Below are 16,619 nucleotides of genomic sequence, written 5' to 3' on the forward strand. Positions count from 1 at the left end.
ACACGAGAGCAGCGGGAAGCACAGCATCGCCAACACGAAGACTATGACTGACCGAGCCGAAGGGTATTTCACCGGTAGAACCTCCTGAATTTTCGCTCCTGAGCAGGGACATGCCATCGACAGGGCGAACTCCGAGAGTTTTAACACGACTTGGGACTAGGTATCTGTAGTCCATCCAACGGACACCGACACACCAAAGCGCCTCTTCACCCCGGTAGCGATGATCACATAATTCCGTTAGCGTTGTTTTTATGAGCTCGAGAGCAAAGATTCTGGCCGCGGCAACCGAGCTGCTCAACACCTCCCCCAACGGCGACATATCCACCCGCGCCGTGTGCGAGATGGCCGGCGTCGGCGCCCCCGCGCTCTACCGTCAGTTCGGCGACAAGGACGGACTGCTCGCAGCCGTCGTCGAGGCAGGTTTCTTCGAATACCTCGAAGGCAAACGGGCTGCGACACCTTCCGATGACCCCGTTGCCGATCTACGGGCCGGCTGGGATGCGCACACCGCCTTCGCGCTCGCGCATCCCGCTCACTACCGCTTGATGCACTCACCTTCCGCCCAGAGCGCCGACACCGCTCTGCAGGCCCAGGCGCTACTTCGATCCGTTCTCGAACGATGCGCTGCGGCAGGTGTTCTGACCGTATCGGTCGACGTGGCTACGCAGATGGTGATGTCCGCCAATGCGGGCGTCGCTCTGATGCTCGTCGTCAGGCCGGAACAGTACCCCGATCCGACGCTGTCACAGCGAGTTCGCGACGGAATCTTCGCGTCCATCATCGACGAATCCGGCGTCCACCCGGAAACCTCACTCAACAGAGTTGCATCTACTCTCGACGCCCAACTGGCCGCCGCAGATTCAACTTCTCTCTCCGCCAACGAAGTCGGCCTACTACGAGAGTGGCTTCGCAAGCTGTCCGATGCAACCGAAACCAGTTCAGGAGTTACATCATGACTGACACCACCACCCGCGTCGCCATCGTCACTGGCGCTTCCGGCGGCATCGGGCGAGCGACTGCCGAGAAGCTCGCCGCCGACGGAATGGCTGTCGCCGTGCACTATTCAGGAAACATTCAACGCGCCCAGGAAATAGCTGACGCCATCGTCGCTGCGGGCGGTCGCGCCATAGCGGTGCATGCGGACGTCGCCGACGAAGGTGAAGTCGCGGCCCTGTTCGATACGGTCGAGGAGGAGTTCGGGGGCATCGACGTCGTCGTCCATGCAGCCGGAATCATGATCCTCTCCACCGTCGCAGAACTGAACTTCGACGATTTCGATCGGATGCATCGGACCAACGTCCGAGGGACCTTCGTGGTCGACCAGCAGGCAGCCAGACGTGTCCGGCGCGGTGGTGCGATCATCAATTTCTCCACCTCCGTGAAGAAGCTGGCGTTTCCGACTTATGCCGCGTACGCCGCCACCAAAGGTGCTGTCGACGCGATCACTCTGGTTCTCGCGAAAGAGCTACGGGGACGCGATATCACGGTCAACGCCGTAGCCCCAGGCCCCACGGCCACCGATCTGTTCCTCGACGGGAAAGACGAAGCTACAGTGGAGAACCTGTCCAAGCTGGCTCCCCTGGAACGCCTCGGCACACCGATGGACATCGCGGAGGCTGTCGCATTTCTCGCCGGCCCAGCTCGTTGGGTCAATGGCCAGGTCATCTACGTCAACGGCGGCGTGATTTAGCGAAACCATCGCCTAAGGACCACACCTTGGCAATTCCGACAAAACAGTCAAACCAGTCGACTTTGGTTGTAATGTGCAAACAATGGATAACCAGGATCGAGGGTCCGCCCGGACGTCACGACGGCAGTTCATCAGCGTTGCAGGGCTGGCGGCAACCGCGGTCATAACCCTCGCGACCTCCTCGACCGCCGGCGCCGCCGGCCCCACTGCACCCAATCCAGGTTCGCGGGTCGGCGATCCTGCGGAAGCCCAAGCGGTACAGCGCGTCGCAGAGACACTGCTGAACAGCGGAGTCCCCGGTCTTGCCTTCGCCATCGTCAAACCGGATGAGAAGAACCGCAAGGCGAGTGTCGCCACTACGTACCACTACGGCCAGGCCGACGTCGAAAACGGCGTGAGAGTCACTCCACGAACGCAATTCGAGATCGCCTCGGAGACCAAGACCTTCACCGCTGCACTACTGGCGAAACTGATCGCTCGGGGAGAAGTCGGATTGGACGACCTGGCGAGCAAGTATTCGGATGGCAACCCGCTGCCGAAAGGCATCGGCGGCGAGGAGATCACGCTTCGCCAACTGGTCACCCACCGTTCCGGCCTGAGCGACGACCCGCCCAATCTTTCGGCGGGGTGTGCCGATCCCACACGATCGTGCACGGACGAGAAGGCGAAGTACACCAGAAATATGCTCTGGAAAGGACTCCAAGACGCCGGCGCCTTGGAGTTCGCCCCCGGTAGCCACTGGCTGTACTCGGACTTCGGGTTCGGACTGCTCGGCACACTGATGGCCGACAAAATCATTCCGGGACAAGAGAAGCCACCATTCGCGGCGGCAGTCGCCCGCGAAATCACCGACCCGCTCGGGATGATGGGTACCGTGATCGAGACCAAAGCAACCGACCTTGCCGTTCCGTACCACCTCGACGGCACACGAGCGCCTCTGTGGAACAACACGGGTGCGATCGCAGGAGGGGGTGGGCTGGTCAGCACCGCCGAGGACATGTCGATTTGGGCTGCAACAACTCTCGGCTACGGAAACAACCCGCTCAAACCAGTCCTGACCTCGATGCTCGAGCAGATCGACACGCAAGCTCCGGAGAATCCTGCATTCGGAATGGGAATGGCGTGGCAGCTCCAACCCCCGACGCCGAACTTCCCACAACGGTTCGCCAAGAAAAACGGAGACAGCTCGGGATCCAACTGCATCACCCTGCTGGTTCCCGACAGCGGCTGGTCGATCACGATTCTGGCGAACGGTGGAAATGCGGCGATGATCGACCCTGCAGCCGTGAACCTGATGCATGATCTGGTTCCGAGACGACCCATATTCGGTAGCTCGACGGGAAGTTCGTCGGGCAGCGACGTCGGCTTCCAGACCGGGTCATTCGGATAGGCCCACTTGCCTACAGGCGCTACATCTTCGTCGAGCGCGCCATCACGAAGCAGTAGAGCCCGTAGGTGATGATGCCCAATCCGGCAAGGATCAGCAGCGCCACTCCGTACGGCTGCGCGCCCAGCGTCTTGAACGCTCCGTCGAGTCCGGAGGACTTGCCGGGTTCGGAACTGTTGACCGCAAGAAGAACCAGAATGCCGACTGCAGCGATGGCCAAGCCCTTGGCGACGTACCCGACGGTTCCGAGTCGGCGCACGAAGTTGCTGGGTGTGCCTTTCAGATCATCGAGGAAGTTCTGGCTCGCGCCCTTGTACACGTGGTACACACCAACGGCGATGATCGCGATCCCGCCGATCACCAATGCGATAGTTCCAAGCGTGTTCTCCATCAAACGCGCCGTGATCCCCGCACTCTGACCGCTGCTGGACTTCCCGCTACCGCGGGCGAATCCGAATGCAGTGAAAGCAAAACCGAAATAGACGAGCGAAATGCCCAGAGCCTTTGCGCGGTTGAAGAACTCTTTCTTCTTGTCGTCAGAGGACGGCGACGACGAGCTTCCCAACGCAGCTTCGGCCAATCTCCACAACGCCATGGCAAGGAAGGCCACGACGCCGACCCACAGAGCGAAGACACCCCTTGGCTTTCCTGCCAACTCGGCCATCGCACCCGATTGGTCCGCAGACCCGGATCCACCGAGAGCAAGGCGGATCGCGATATATCCGATCAGCAGATGAACCACACCGCTGACGACGAATCCGGCACGGGCAAAGCGCTCGAAGACATTGTTCTGTGCGACGTCAGCCGCCGTGGACGCGACGCTCTTCTGGTCGTGCGGTGACGATTCTTTATTCATCATGATCGTCGAACCATATACGGGCAGACGCTTCCCTCGAACGCCTGCATCAAGTGTTTCGAGATCAAGGGTTTCGAGGGTTCTGATCCGGCGTCGACCGCGGTTCTTCGGGGTTGGGAACCTTGGGGTCGATCGTGTCTGCATGATCTCGTTGCTGGTTCAGTTCCTCGCGAGAACTCGTCGCCTCTTTCCGATGCTGCGCTGCATGATGTTGCAGCGCAGACGCTTCCGCCGCTTTGGCGTCGGCCTCTGCCTGCACCATGCGCGCTTTGGCTGCTGTCTCTTCTGCCCGCGCCTCGCGCTCGCCTACTTGCAGTGACTTGTCTGCGACGTCTTCGCGGATCTGTTCTGCCTCGATGTGACGACGCTCGTCACGCCTGTTTCGCGCCACCCACAGGAGTGCGGCCACGATCGCTATCACCACGACCACGGCAACAATTATCCAGATAATGCTGCTGGTACTCATACTGCGAGAGGTACCCACCTGCGACTTTCTCACACGCAGGCAAACAAATACGCTGAAATTACAGGTCGGTCGGATGTGTGTTGGCTCCGCATAAAACCACGCACAGTTCACCGTCGGACGGCGGCGACACCGTTCCGTTCAGAACCGGAGCCAATGCTGCTGCGGTTCCCAACTCCACCAGAATCCGGAACTCCCGCCACATGAATGCCCGCGCTTGCCGGATCGAATCATCTTCGACCACAACACTGTCTACCGAACTCTCATGCAGTGTCTCCCAAGCGATGGCACCAATTCGTGTAGCCCCCAACGAGTCTCCGGCGATACTGTTTACTTCGATATCCACCGGACGCCCCGCATCGAGCGAGGTGCGCAAGGTGGCAGCCCCGGTCGGCTCGACGGCTACCACGTGATCTTCGGGACGAGCCGCCGCGACGATTCCAGAGACCAATCCGCCGCCGCCGACTGCAACGCAATACGTAATCGGTCCGGATGCGTCGTCTTCGAGCTCGAGAGCGATGGTGCCGGCCCCACTGACGATGTCGGGCAGGTCGTAGGCATGCAGTTCGAGCGCACCGCTGGTGCGTGCGATGTCCGCCGCAGCGGCAGCAGCGAGTGCATACCGGTCGCCTACCTTGTGAACGGTTGCACCCAACTCTCCGAGAGCCTTCACCTTGGCATCAGGCGCTGTCTCCGGCACCACCACTGTGCAGGTGAGTCCCTGTCGCCGCGCTGCCCACGCGGCCCCGATTGCAGCGTTGCCGCCAGACGCGATCACCACGCCGGCATCGGGCATGGTGCCGTCGGCGACCGCTCGTTCCACTGCATTGAGACTGCCGCGCACTTTGAAGGAACCGCCGTGCTGGAGGTACTCGAGCTTGAACAGAACCGGTACCTCACCCTGTGGCGTCGGTAGCGCAGTGCGAAAGAACGGAGTACGCCGCGCCAGTCCTGCGATACGAGTCCGCGCAGCTTCGACGTCCGAGCGCTCGATTGCCACTGGACCTGCATTGTTGTCGGCGGTGAGAGTCATGTACCAACCCTACGGTTCGCAACTTCGACCCGAAGCAGTCGGCCCATCGTCATCATGATGTCTGTTTTTCACCAAGGAATGCCCGCATCTGACCGAGACAATGCAGCTCGGGGTGAATAAATTTACTACTACAAGCACAACGACGACATCAAGGAAAGGCACACCCCATGTCGAAGATCGCAGTATTCGGTGGAAACGGTTTTGCAGGAAGCGCAATCGCGAAAGAAGCCGCTTCACGCGGCCACGAGGTAACCGTCGTCGCTCGCAGCGCGCAGTCCGGAACCGACACGAATGTCGTGCAGGGTTCTGTTCACGACAACACGATCGTGGAGCAGATCACGGCAGACAACGACGTCGTTGTCGTTGCCATCCCCGCTCGCGAGATCGACGGCAAGCGCCTGCTCGACGCCGTCACTCCCCTCGCAGATGCCGCCGCACGCAACGGTGCTCGCATTGCCGTAGTCGGTGGCGCCGGCAGCCTGTTGGTCTCCGAGGGTGGGCCACGCGTCGTCGACACCCCCGACTTCCCGGACGCATACAAGGGTGAGGCACTCGCTCACGCCGACGTCCTCGATGCGCTCCGCGCGACCGACAGCAATGTCGACTGGTTCTACGTGAGCCCGGCCGCTGCGTTCGGTGCCCATGCCGGCGTCGCCCCGAAGGGATCGTTCCAGTTGGGTGGCGACATTCTCCTGACGGACGCCGAGGGCAACTCCGCCATCGCGGGCGAAGACTACGCACACGCTTTTGTCGACGAGATCGAGACTCCGGCCCACCGTCGCCAGCGTTTCACCGTCGCACACTGAATATGAGCAACCTTCGTAGGCGCGCAGCCTGGATGACTGTTCCCGCTGCCGCCGCACTCCTGCTCACCGCGTGCTCCAACGACGCGGAATCCGCAACGCCCAGCAGTTCTACGACGTCCACGAGCGTTGTTGCCGAACAGGGCGATCAACTCGAATCCAACAAGACCGTCGTCACGGACTTCTACGAACTGGCGTTCAACGGCCGTCAGGTTCAGCAAGCCGCCGACCGGTACCTTGGCGACGTCTACATCCAGCACAACCCCACCGCCGCCGATGGGGCAGCCGGATTTGTCAGCGGCATAGGCGGTTACGTCGAGGCCACACCCGGATTGCATGCCGAGATCACTCGCGTTTTCGCCGAGGGCGATCTGGTTGCCCTCCAGTCCCACACCACGTCTGCACCCGGCGACCGCGGCCAGGCGGTATTCGACATCTTCCGCGTCGACAACGGCAAGATCGTCGAACACTGGGATGCCATTCAAGACGTGCCGGAAACGTCCGCGAATCCGAACACGATGTTCGACGGACCCACCTCGTCGCCGTCCAAGTCGTCAGAAGTCTTGGAGCGCAACACGGCCAACGCGTTGACGTTCCTGCAGCTCGCCTTCAACGAAGGCAAAGCCGCCGAGGCTGCCGACCAGCTGGTCGGTCCGACCTACACGCAGCACAACCCCTCGTTCGCTGACGGCAAGGACGCATTTGTCACCGCACTGGCCGGGATCGAACCCGTTACCGAAGACAAGGCCACCAAGTTTCCACGGACGGTAGCCGAGGGCGACTTCGTCTTTGTTCAGACCTTCGCTTCGTCCGGTGAGGGAACGGCCGGCAGCGGCTCGATGGACATCTTCCGATTCGACGAGAACGGCAAAATCGTCGAGCATTGGGACGCCGTCCAGGACTACCCGTCGACGACTGCAAGCGGCAACACCGTGTGGGACGACGGTCGCTGAGACGGCAACTCCGAACAGTTCAGAGAGGGATGCGGATCAGCCGACGTTGATTCGTTCTGTGTCGCCGTCGTAGTAGTCCAACAATCTCTGATCCATCACCCGGCGCCACAGCGGTGGAATCCACGCGATCACGATCATCACTGCGTAGCCGGCCGGAAGTTGCGGCGCTTCGGCCGCGCTACGCAGACTTTGGTACCGCAGCTTCGGGTTGGCGTGGTGATCGCTGTGCCGCTGCAGTTGGTAGAGAAACAGATTGCTCACGACGTGATCGCTGTTCCAACTGTCAGCGGGGCTGCAGCGAACGTACGAGCCGTCGGCACGCTTGCCACGCAGCAGGCCGTAATGCTCGAGGTAGTTCGCGGCTTCGAGGAAGGTGAATCCGGCAACTGCCTGCAGCAGGAGCCAGGGCGCGACCTCCCAACCGAAGATACCGATCAGCGTCGCGAAGAGGACAACACTCATCGCCCAAGCGTTGAGAATATTGTTCTCGAAGCTCCAGGTTCGTTTGCCTTTCCTCTGGAGTCGAGCGCTCTCGATGCGCCATGCCGAACGCAGCCCGCCGAACACACTTCGTGGCAAGAACCTCCAGAAGCTCTCACCGAACCGTGAGCTGGCCGGGTCCTGCGGAGTAGCTACACGCACATGGTGGCCGAAATTGTGTTCCACGTAGAAGTGCCCGTAGAGAGATTGCGCAAGCGCCACTTTCGCGAGCCACTGTTCGATCTTCTCGCTCTTGTGGCCGAGCTCGTGGGCCGCGTTGATACCGACGCCGGCGACGACGCCCACCGTGAACGACATCGCGATCTTCTCCGCGATTCCCATCGGAGCGTTGATCCAGCACCAGCAGGCGAAGACCAGACCGGCGTATTGCAAGGGGAGGAACGTGTAAGTGCACCAGCGGTAGTAGCGGTCCTTCTGCAGTCGTGGGATCGCATCGTCCGGCGGACTTTCGCCGTCTTCACCGGCCAGCATGTCGATGATCGGGATGACGATGACCAGTAGCCACGCGCCGGTCGCCCAGAACAATCCGAGACGAAGGTTGTCGACGAGAAACCAGGAGATGAACGGGCTGAGTGGAATCAGCAATCCGAGCGGCCACAGGTACCTCTTGCGGTCGCGCCAGCGCGGATTTTCGCCGGACGGCGAGTCGGTGTTCTGGACAGCGTTCGATTCGGTACGCCGTGCGTCGGAAGTCGCTGTCATTCGCCGATCTCGCCTTTCGTCCCCTCGAACGATTCGCCCCACGCACCGTTCACGCTCAGCAAACCAGAACTAATGCCCGGACGGGTATGGTCCCGAAATCCAGAGCGCCCTGCTCGAAAGACGGCACGAGCGCTTGTACTCACCAGAAACTCCCCCGCACATCACTGCTCACCCCGACAGTAGATACGGACAAAATACCCCACGGATCTGCGGGGATGGCGACCACCTCCGCACGTCGCCGAGGATCGATAATCCCTGCCAAGGCAAGGTCGAACCGCGTCGCCCTCGTCGAAGTAACGGTAACCGGCAGTGACAGAAATCATAAGCAGAGGACAGGATTTCCGCTCGTAGTGGCGACCAAAAAGACTGCGCGCCCTCAACTGGTCAGTTGCGGGCACGCAGTGAAAAGGTGAGCAAGCGTCAGAGCGTTGCAAACACCTTCGTTTTCACTTCGTTCAGCCAACCGTTCGCGGTCACGAAGTCTGTGACGCTCGACTGCAATCCGAAGACGTGCCCGGCCTGCGCCGCCGGCAGCCTCGTGAAGAGGTTGTCGTCGAGGACCGCCTGAACCGCCGCACTGGTCGACCCGTCCGCGTTCAGCGGATACAGCACGACCGTCACGCCGTTCAGGATGTCGGCCAACTGCTCCATCGGATAGGACGCGTATCCGGCATCGGTGTAATTGGTCGGAACACCGGGCCCGTACGCCAATCCGAGTTCGTTGACCACCAAATTGCCGATCGCACCGGTGGGCTGCTGAACCGAGAAAGCGCCGGGCGCGTCTCCGAGTGAAATGTGAATCCACTTGTTGGTCGCGATCACGTCGGCGTACTCGCCACGGACACGTTCGAGATTCTCTTCGTAAGCAGTCCGCGTCGACTCGAGCACGTCGGTCTTGCCAATTGCCTCAGCAAGCTCGGTGGTGATCTTCTTCCAGTCGCCTCGGCTCTCTCCCTTGACGATGACGGTGGGTGCAATGCCGGACAGACGGTCGAACGCCGCTTGGTCCACCTCGTCGGCGTCGCCGACAATGATGTCGGGATCCGCCGCAGCGATCGCTTCGAAGTTCATTTCCCCGAAAGGCCCGATGGTCGGGAGCCCGTCGACGAAGGCCTGCTGCTCCGGCGTGAATTCACTGATCCACTTGCCGTAGTCCTGCACAGCAGCCGGTTTCACTCCGAGGGACATGAGCTGCCAAGGAGTGTCGTACGACGCGGCGACGACGCGCTCAGGTGAAACCGGAACCTCGATGTCCCCGTACGCCGACGCGACGGTCCGGACGTCCGTCTGCTCGGAGTCGGCCGACGACGAGGAACAGCCGGTCACCACCATCGCACCTACGACGGCAACCGCCGCCGCTGCAATGACTCTGGAACCGAAAGAAAATGATCGAATTGCGCGCACGCAGAACTCCTACAGGGTGATTGTTTAGCCAACCCTAAGTTCATTCTGCGGCACGGCACAAGTCCGATCGAGATGCTTTGAGTCGCTGTTCGGACTAGTCCTGTAGCCAATCGGTCATTGGCGCGCGCGGATGATCGATCAGGCTTGCAAACTCCCCCGGTGTCACGCCCATCGTTCGACGAAAAGCCGCACCGAACGCGCTTTCGGAACGAAAACCCGTCTTCCGCGCCACAAACGAGATGCTTCGACCGAGTGCCAGAAGTTGCATCGCGTGATGAGCCCGCAATCGCATACGCCATTCCGAGAAGGTCAATCCGGTCTCGGCCGGAAACCTTCGTGTGAGAGTCCTCGTACTGACCTTCGCGTCGGTGGCCCACTCCTCGACCGATCGGGTGTCGGCCGGGCTGGCGACCAACTGATCTGCGATCTGCCGAAGCCACGGCGTCGTCGGCAGCGGTACATCGAAAATCAGTCGCGGAACAGGTTCGACGAGGTCGATGGCAAACGCCTCGGCTCGTCGACGAGCCGCGTCGGTCAGGTCGTCTCGGGTGAGGTGATCGAGTACTTGTTCGAGCAGCGGAGGGGTGGACAAGGCCACCACACGATTCAACCCGGTCACATCGGATGCCACCAACCACGTGCACGACAATTCTGTGCCGCTACGCGCCGTCACCTCGTGGGGAACAAAGGACGGGATCCACAGACTGACTCCGCTCGGCACCGTGTACACAGTCTCCGGAGTACGGACCTCGAGAACACCGTCGATCGCCCACAGCAATTCGTGATCGCTGTGGCGGTGCATCTCCCAGGTGTAGTCGGAATCGACGGCCAGCCGATTGGTCGCCAACCGCAAGTACCCGTCGGCACTGACGCGCAGCGGTCGAACGACGCGTTGCCACTCGGACAGTTCGTCGAGCGGACTGCTGAGCGGGTAGTCGATCTGCTCGCTCACCGCAGCGTCGACAGTTCGGGATGTCCGAACAGGCCAGGCAACCCACCGGTGTGTAGGAAGACCGTTTTTGATCCCGCCGTGATGGCTTCGTCCTTCACGAGTTGGATCAATCCCGCAAAGGCTCGGCCGGTGTACGTCGGGTCGAGGAAGATGCCCTCAGTACGAGCCAAACATCGGATCGCGCCGGCTGACGCTTCCGTGAGCGTCGAATATCCTTGTCCAACTTGGTTTCGCAGGATCTGAAGATCTGCGGCTCGCGCGGTCGGACCAGGCATCTCGTCCAACAACCCAGCGACAGTCGACACCGGGTCGGCAACAGCCCCGACGTCGACGCCCACAACTCTGTCGACGCCCAGATGCGCGACAAGGCCTGCCATCGTTCCACCCGATCCGAGTGCAACCACGACGCGATCGACGCCGGCGAGTTGCTGTTCGATCTCGCGTGCGCAGTCCACGTATCCCTGCGCAGCCACCGCGCTGGTACCACCGAAGGGAATGACAAAAGGTACACCGCCCGAGTCCGCGACGGCCTGCACCGCGGCGTCGAGCGCGGATGCCGTGTCCCCACCGGCCCAGACGATCTCAGCGCCCGCGAGTGCATCCAGAACGAGATTTCCCTGCGCGGATTCCGGCTCGGCACCACCGAGCACCAGCACACAACGCAATCCCAAACGGGCTGCTGCCGACGCAGTCAAGCGAGCGTGATTGCTTTGCGGCGCACCGGTAGTGATCAGAGTCGTCGCGCCGACGGCCAAAGCCTGAGCGCAGGTATACTGCAGCTTTCGGATCTTGTTGCCGCCGCCGCCCAGGCCAGTGACGTCGTCACGTTTGATCCACAGATCTTCCGGCCCCAATCCGAGTGCCTGCGCGCAACGCGCCAGAGGTTCGACGGGCGTCGGCCAACTGCCCAAGCTGATCGGCGGAACGGCGGAACTCAACATTTGACGAGTCTAGTTCGACCGTGCACCTACAGGCTGGGCTCGCATACAGTCGGGACATGGGAACTTTCACGACGACCACACGTGATGTACCGCTGACCGTCAGCCGACCGGATTCGCCGAGTGAACCGAGACATGCGGTAGTAGTTCTCCAAGAAGCGTGGGGCGTGAACCAACACATCGAGAGCATCCTCGAACGCCTCGCCGATGCCGGCTACCTTGCCGTCGCCCCGCATCTCTACCACCGCGGCGCACAGACCTCCTTCACCGACTTCCCGTCCGCGAAGGATGCGCTCATGGCACTCGACAGCACAAGCATCGGCCACGACGTACGTGCCGCCGTCGACTACAGCCGATCCGAGGGAGCAGACAAAGTCGGCTCCCTCGGATTCTGCATGGGCGGCACCGCATCCCTGTGGTGTGCCGCCGTACCCCTCGTCGATTCCGCTGTCACGTACTACGGTGGCGGCGTTGCAGAAGCCCGATGGGATGGGATTGCCGCAGGCACCGAACTCGCTGCGCAACTGCAGGTCCCATGGCTCGGCCATTACGGCGACTTGGACCCGAGTATCCCACCCGAGAGCGTCGAGCAATTGCGCGCAACCGCCTGCGATCTCGCTCGGGTGTACCGTTATTCCGACGCCGGCCACGCGTTCAACAACGACACTTCGGCCAGCCACTACGCCCCGAACTCTGCTGCCCTCGCGTGGACCCGCACTATGGAGTTTTTCGCCGAAACCCTGTGATTGCCAATGTAAGTCAGGGAACCCGCTTGACCACCGTGCCGGTGATCTCGTCCTGAACCTGTTCAGCCGTTACCGCTCGACTCTGCGCCCGACGTGATCGGGTGAAGTAGTAGATGCCGATCACGGCAAGAACAAACGGCACCCCGAACACCAAGGTCATCTTGAAATCCTCGACCCACAACGTCGTGACGAGGATCGCGACCATGAGGACACCTCCCAGTATCGTCCCCACCGGGAAGAACGGAATCGTGAAGGAGAGTGTCCGTCCTTCGCTCGCCATCCGCTTGCGAAAGAACCAGTGCGTCACGAAGATCAGCAGCCACGTCGCCATTGCCCCGAACATCGACAGCGAGATCATCAAGGTGAATGCCTGCTCGGGAAAGAGAACGTAGACGATTGTTGCGACGGCGATACCCGACGTCGACAGCAGCAAGGCATTGACCGGTGAGCCGTTGGCCCTGACCTTGCCGAGAATGGCCGGCGCGTCACCAGCACGGGAGAGCGAGAACATCATTCGCGAAGACACGTACAGCTGACTGTTCATCGCGGACAGCGCGGCAATGATCACCACGAAGTTCAGCACGCTGTCTGCGCCCGGAATCTTCACGACCTGCATCACCGTGACGAAAGGGCTTCCGCCGCTCAATATCTTGTCCATCGGAGCGATTGCCAGAATCAAGGCAAGCGTTGCGATGTAGAAGACGAACAGTCGGACGATCGTCACACGGAATGCCTTCTTCACCGCCACTGCCGGGTTTTCCGCCTCACCGGCCGCAATGGCGATCATCTCGATGCTCAAGTAGCTGAAGATCGATACGATCACGGCAAACCACATGCCGGACAAACCATTCGGGAAGAATCCGCCACCGGCCGTGTAATTGTGGAATCCGTAGTCCGGGTTTCCGCTACCGAACACGACGTACGCTGCCATCACGATGAACGCCACGATCGCGAAGACCTTGATCGTCGAGAACCAGTACTCCATCGTTCCGAAGGCCTTGACGTTGAACATGTTCACGCCGATCAGCACTCCGGAGAACAACACGATCCACAGCCACGACGGTACGTCGGCGAACCAGAACTGCATGTATTCACCGATCGCGGTGACCTCGGTCCCGACCGCGAGGACGATGCACGACCAGTAGAGATAGCGAACGAGGAAGCCGATCAACGGTCCGACGTAGAATTCTGCGTACGCACCGAACGAACCTGATGTCGCATGTGCAACAGTCATTTCGGCGAGGGCACCCATCAGCAGGAGGGCGATCAACCCGCCGATCGCGTAACTGATGATGACGCTCGGGCCGGCAAAGCCGATGGCGAACTTACTGCCGAGGAAGAGTCCGGTGCCGATTGCACCGCCGAGCGCGATCATGCTCATCTGCTTGGGGCCGAGTTCGCGTTTGAGACCTGATTCTCGCTGCTGAATGTTTTTGAAATCACTCATGAAAGCTCCTTGCGAAAGGCGGTACCTCCCGGTCCGCGGAAACTTGGAAGAATCAGGTGACTGCGTCGCGCTCGCGGAATTCGGGGCGATCCCAGGACTTGTTCTCGAGGATGTCTCGCAACACGTCGACGGCGTTCCACACGTCGGCGTATCCGAGATAGAGCGGAGTGATACCGAACCTCAGCACTCCTGGTTCGCGGTAGTCGCCGATGACGCCCCGCGCGATGAGAGCCTTCATGATGGAATAGCCCTCGGGATGAACAAAACTCACGTGCGAGCCACGACGCTCGTGCTCGCGCGGCGTGATCAACTCCAAACCGTAAGCAGCGCAACGCTCCTCGACGAGGCCGATGAAGAGATCGGCCAGCGCGAGCGACTTGCTGCGGATGTCGGCCATGTCAGCTTTGAGCATGATGTCGAGACCACATTCGACGAGTGACAACGACGTGATGGGTTGAGTACCACTCAGAAACCGTCGTATTCCTGCGCCCGGTTCGTAGGCCGACTCCATCGCGAACGGTCGCGCGTGCCCCCACCACCCGGACAGCGGCTGGATTCCGGTGTTCTGATGGCGACGGTTGACCCAGATGAATGCAGGTGAACCCGGACCGCCATTGAGGTACTTGTACGTACACCCGACCGCGAAGTCGGCGTCGGCACCGCTCAGATCGACAGTGACGGCGCCGGCCGAGTGTGCGAGATCCCAGATCATGAGGGCGCCACGTTCCTGCACTGCTGCAGTGACTTCCGTCATCGCATACAGGTTTCCGGTGCGGTAGTTGACGTGCGACAACATCACTACGGCGGTGTCCGGTCCTACTGCTTCGGTGAGGTCGCCCGGTTGGTCGATCAGGCGTAGTTCGTATCCCTGATCGAGCAGCGAGATGATGCCCTCCGCAATGTAGAGGTCAGTGGGGAAATTGTCGCGCTCGGAGACGATCACCTTCCGGCTGGGATCCTGAGCAGCCGCGATGGACAGCGCAGAGGCCAATGCCTTGAACAGGTTGATCGACGTCGAATCCGTCACTACCACTTCGCCTTCACCTGCTCCCAGCAACGGGGCAAGTTTGTCACCGAGGCGGACCGGGAGGTCGAACCATCCAGCCTCGTTCCAACTGCGAACCAAGCCGTTGCCCCACTCGTCGCCGATCACTCTCGCGGCGCATTCCTGCGCGGCAATGGGACGCGCGCCGAGCGAGTTTCCGTCGAAGTAGAGAACGCCCTCCGGAATCGCGAACTCGCGGCGGAACTCCCTCAGGGGATCCACTGCGTCGGCGTTGACGCAGTCTTCCAACGAAAGTGTGGCTGTCGATGTCATGACGATTCTTCTCCTGCATGTGTCGGCGTTGAGGGTGATGAAGGCAGAGTCCGGAGCACGGCCCGTACCGGGCTGGCATCGAGGTCGAGGAACTTCAGCGGCAGTGCGATCAACTCGTAGTAGCCTTCGTCGACGTCGTCGAGGCAAAGTCCTTCGAGGATCGCGACGCTACGATCGCTTGCCGCGTGGTGCCCGTCCATGGTCTTGCTGTCCATCGGATCGAACGAGGCGCCGTCGATTCCGATCAGAACTCCACCGCGGTCGGCGAACCAGTGGGTCAGCTCCGGAGATACACCGGCGAAGTCGTTGTCCCACTCGCGCGGGTACTTCGGGTACGTCCTCAGAATCAGCCGCTGCGGCAGATGTCCGCCGAGTCGCTCCACCGTCTCTTCGACGGGCCTGATGCAGGCGGCACCGTCGACCCCCGTCATGTCGACCACCAGTGCTTCGCCGAGATAGGGCTCGAGGGGAACGGAACCAATGGTCGCGCCGTCGATGCGAGTGTGCGCCGGCGCATCGGCGTGAGCACCGATATGCGGAGTGGTGGTGATTCGGTTGATGGTGACGGCGTCACTGCCGCCGAGGTCGGACGTGACAGCGCGGGTGAAGGCGGTATCGCCTGGCCACACCGGCGTCGATTCGGAGATCGGCGGGCTGATGTCGATCAACCGCGCCCTCCAGTCGCCCGTGTGTCCGTCGCCCGCGTGTCGGCCGATCCTCGGAAGCATCCAGACCCCTTCGTCGCAACAGTCGACTGTGTAGATCTCGACCGTTTGATAATTCGATGTGTTTGGCAAAAGCTAGGATCATCGACGGGCGCGGTCAATAGATGCTGAATATTTTCGCGACGGCAGGGAGAAATCGGATGATAAATGCGATCGAACGGGCAGCTGCCGCAGCTCGGCCGAATCATGTTCGGCTCGACGACGTCGATACGGCGATTCTCCGCGAACTCGTCCGGGATGCACGCATCCCCAACAACGCACTCGCCGAGAAGGTCGGGATAGCGCCGTCGACCGCTCTGGCGCGGATGCGCGCTCTACGCGAATCGGGCGTCATCAAGGGGTTTCACGCAGACATAGACCTCGAGCTACTCGGCCTCGAGATCTCGGCGATGGTGTCGATTCTGATTCACTCCCACGCCAGGAGCCGGATGACGGAAATTGCCGAGCACCTGAGCGGATTGGATTCCGTTCAGCGAGTGTTCCTGATGAGTGGGGACCGTGATCTCCTGGTACACGTGTCGTGTGAATCCCCCACTCGGCTTCGCGATTTCGTCAGCGCGCACCTCAACGATCCGGCCATCGCCAATACCCAGACCAACCTGATCTTCAGCGAACTGAGTCAAGGCGGCTGAACTGCAGCTGTCGCCAAGGCGTCTTCGAGTGCTTCCGAGATCGGCACCTCGATTCGAACTTCTCCCCAC

17 protein-coding genes are annotated in these 16,619 nt (G+C 61.1%); 7 read left to right on the top strand and 10 right to left on the bottom strand.

Annotated elements, in window-relative coordinates; genetic code table 11:
- Nucleotides 1-251 precede the first annotated feature (251 nt).
- From ACBG85_RS25985 to ACBG85_RS25995, 3 genes are all read left to right on the top strand, one after another.
- A complete protein-coding gene (locus ACBG85_RS25985) occupies nucleotides 252-956 on the top strand; it encodes a TetR/AcrR family transcriptional regulator (RefSeq protein ID WP_372025371.1) in 705 nt (234 codons plus the stop codon).
- Complete coding sequence (locus tag ACBG85_RS25990; RefSeq protein WP_372025372.1) at nucleotides 953-1,690, top strand: SDR family oxidoreductase; 738 nt, start codon at nucleotides 953-955, stop codon at nucleotides 1,688-1,690. The genes ACBG85_RS25985 and ACBG85_RS25990 overlap by 4 nt, the downstream gene beginning before the upstream one ends.
- A gap of 82 nt (nucleotides 1,691-1,772) precedes the next feature.
- A complete protein-coding gene (locus ACBG85_RS25995; protein WP_075834622.1) occupies nucleotides 1,773-3,080 on the top strand; it encodes a serine hydrolase in 1,308 nt (435 codons plus the stop codon).
- Between the two features lie 19 nt (nucleotides 3,081-3,099).
- Here the strand turns inward: ACBG85_RS25995 and ACBG85_RS26000 are convergent, their stop codons facing one another.
- The 3 genes from ACBG85_RS26000 to ACBG85_RS26010 all read right to left on the bottom strand — a co-directional run bounded on the left by ACBG85_RS26000 (nucleotide 3,100) and on the right by ACBG85_RS26010 (nucleotide 5,429).
- On the bottom strand, nucleotides 3,100-3,936 hold the full coding sequence (locus tag ACBG85_RS26000; RefSeq protein WP_372025374.1) for a DUF1206 domain-containing protein: 837 nt from the start codon (nucleotides 3,934-3,936) through the stop codon (nucleotides 3,100-3,102).
- A gap of 61 nt (nucleotides 3,937-3,997) precedes the next feature.
- The gene (locus ACBG85_RS26005; RefSeq protein WP_020971062.1) at nucleotides 3,998-4,399 is read right to left on the bottom strand and encodes a hypothetical protein; all 402 of its coding nucleotides are present in this window, start codon (nucleotides 4,397-4,399) and stop codon (nucleotides 3,998-4,000) included.
- A gap of 58 nt (nucleotides 4,400-4,457) precedes the next feature.
- Entirely contained in the window at nucleotides 4,458-5,429 is a 972-nt protein-coding gene (locus ACBG85_RS26010) for a serine/threonine dehydratase (RefSeq protein ID WP_372025377.1), read from the bottom strand.
- 167 nt (nucleotides 5,430-5,596) lie between these two features.
- On the opposite strand from ACBG85_RS26010, the gene ACBG85_RS26015 reads away from it, so the two are divergent.
- Together ACBG85_RS26015 and ACBG85_RS26020 are read left to right on the top strand one after the other, a co-directional pair.
- Nucleotides 5,597-6,235 carry an NAD(P)-dependent oxidoreductase gene (locus ACBG85_RS26015; protein ID WP_030536013.1) on the top strand — a complete coding sequence of 213 codons (639 nt, stop codon included), beginning with the start codon at nucleotides 5,597-5,599 and terminating at the stop codon, nucleotides 6,233-6,235.
- A gap of 32 nt (nucleotides 6,236-6,267) precedes the next feature.
- Nucleotides 6,268-7,185: a nuclear transport factor 2 family protein gene (locus tag ACBG85_RS26020; RefSeq protein WP_225320166.1), complete on the top strand. Its 918-nt coding sequence runs from the start codon at nucleotides 6,268-6,270 to the stop codon at nucleotides 7,183-7,185.
- 36 nt (nucleotides 7,186-7,221) lie between these two features.
- On the opposite strand, the gene ACBG85_RS26025 is transcribed toward ACBG85_RS26020, so the two are convergent.
- The 4 genes from ACBG85_RS26025 to ACBG85_RS26040 form a co-directional block, all read right to left on the bottom strand.
- Nucleotides 7,222-8,388: an alkane 1-monooxygenase gene (locus ACBG85_RS26025; protein WP_372025379.1), complete on the bottom strand. Its 1,167-nt coding sequence runs from the start codon at nucleotides 8,386-8,388 to the stop codon at nucleotides 7,222-7,224.
- A gap of 420 nt (nucleotides 8,389-8,808) precedes the next feature.
- Entirely contained in the window at nucleotides 8,809-9,792 is a 984-nt protein-coding gene (locus ACBG85_RS26030; protein WP_030536016.1) for an ABC transporter substrate-binding protein, read from the bottom strand.
- 94 nt (nucleotides 9,793-9,886) lie between these two features.
- Complete coding sequence (locus ACBG85_RS26035) at nucleotides 9,887-10,744, bottom strand: AraC family transcriptional regulator (RefSeq protein ID WP_372025381.1); 858 nt, start codon at nucleotides 10,742-10,744, stop codon at nucleotides 9,887-9,889.
- On the bottom strand, nucleotides 10,741-11,685 hold the full coding sequence (locus tag ACBG85_RS26040; RefSeq protein ID WP_054187490.1) for a D-cysteine desulfhydrase family protein: 945 nt from the start codon (nucleotides 11,683-11,685) through the stop codon (nucleotides 10,741-10,743). The genes ACBG85_RS26035 and ACBG85_RS26040 overlap by 4 nt, the downstream gene beginning before the upstream one ends.
- 56 nt (nucleotides 11,686-11,741) lie before the next feature.
- Between ACBG85_RS26040 and ACBG85_RS26045 the strand changes: the two genes are divergently transcribed.
- A complete protein-coding gene (locus ACBG85_RS26045) occupies nucleotides 11,742-12,428 on the top strand; it encodes a dienelactone hydrolase family protein (RefSeq protein ID WP_372025383.1) in 687 nt (228 codons plus the stop codon).
- A gap of 13 nt (nucleotides 12,429-12,441) precedes the next feature.
- On the opposite strand, the gene ACBG85_RS26050 is transcribed toward ACBG85_RS26045, so the two are convergent.
- From ACBG85_RS26050 to kynB, 3 genes are read right to left on the bottom strand one after another with little or no spacing between them, the layout of a single operon-like run.
- Complete coding sequence (locus ACBG85_RS26050; RefSeq protein ID WP_003943087.1) at nucleotides 12,442-13,875, bottom strand: amino acid permease; 1,434 nt, start codon at nucleotides 13,873-13,875, stop codon at nucleotides 12,442-12,444.
- A 52-nt stretch (nucleotides 13,876-13,927) separates the two neighbouring features.
- Nucleotides 13,928-15,193, bottom strand: a complete 1,266-nt coding sequence (gene kynU / locus ACBG85_RS26055; protein ID WP_372025385.1) for a kynureninase — start codon at nucleotides 15,191-15,193, stop codon at nucleotides 13,928-13,930.
- Entirely contained in the window at nucleotides 15,190-15,921 is a 732-nt protein-coding gene (gene kynB / locus ACBG85_RS26060; protein ID WP_051649548.1) for an arylformamidase, read from the bottom strand. The genes kynU and kynB overlap by 4 nt, the downstream gene beginning before the upstream one ends.
- 137 nt (nucleotides 15,922-16,058) lie before the next feature.
- Between kynB and ACBG85_RS26065 the strand changes: the two genes are divergently transcribed.
- Nucleotides 16,059-16,550, top strand: coding sequence for an Lrp/AsnC family transcriptional regulator (locus ACBG85_RS26065; protein ID WP_007730865.1), 492 nt, complete (start codon nucleotides 16,059-16,061; stop codon nucleotides 16,548-16,550).
- Nucleotides 16,551-16,619 lie beyond the last annotated feature (69 nt).

The organism is Rhodococcus sp. NyZ502 (genome assembly GCF_041464245.1).
Lineage (GTDB): Bacteria > Actinomycetota > Actinomycetes > Mycobacteriales > Mycobacteriaceae > Rhodococcus_F > Rhodococcus_F qingshengii.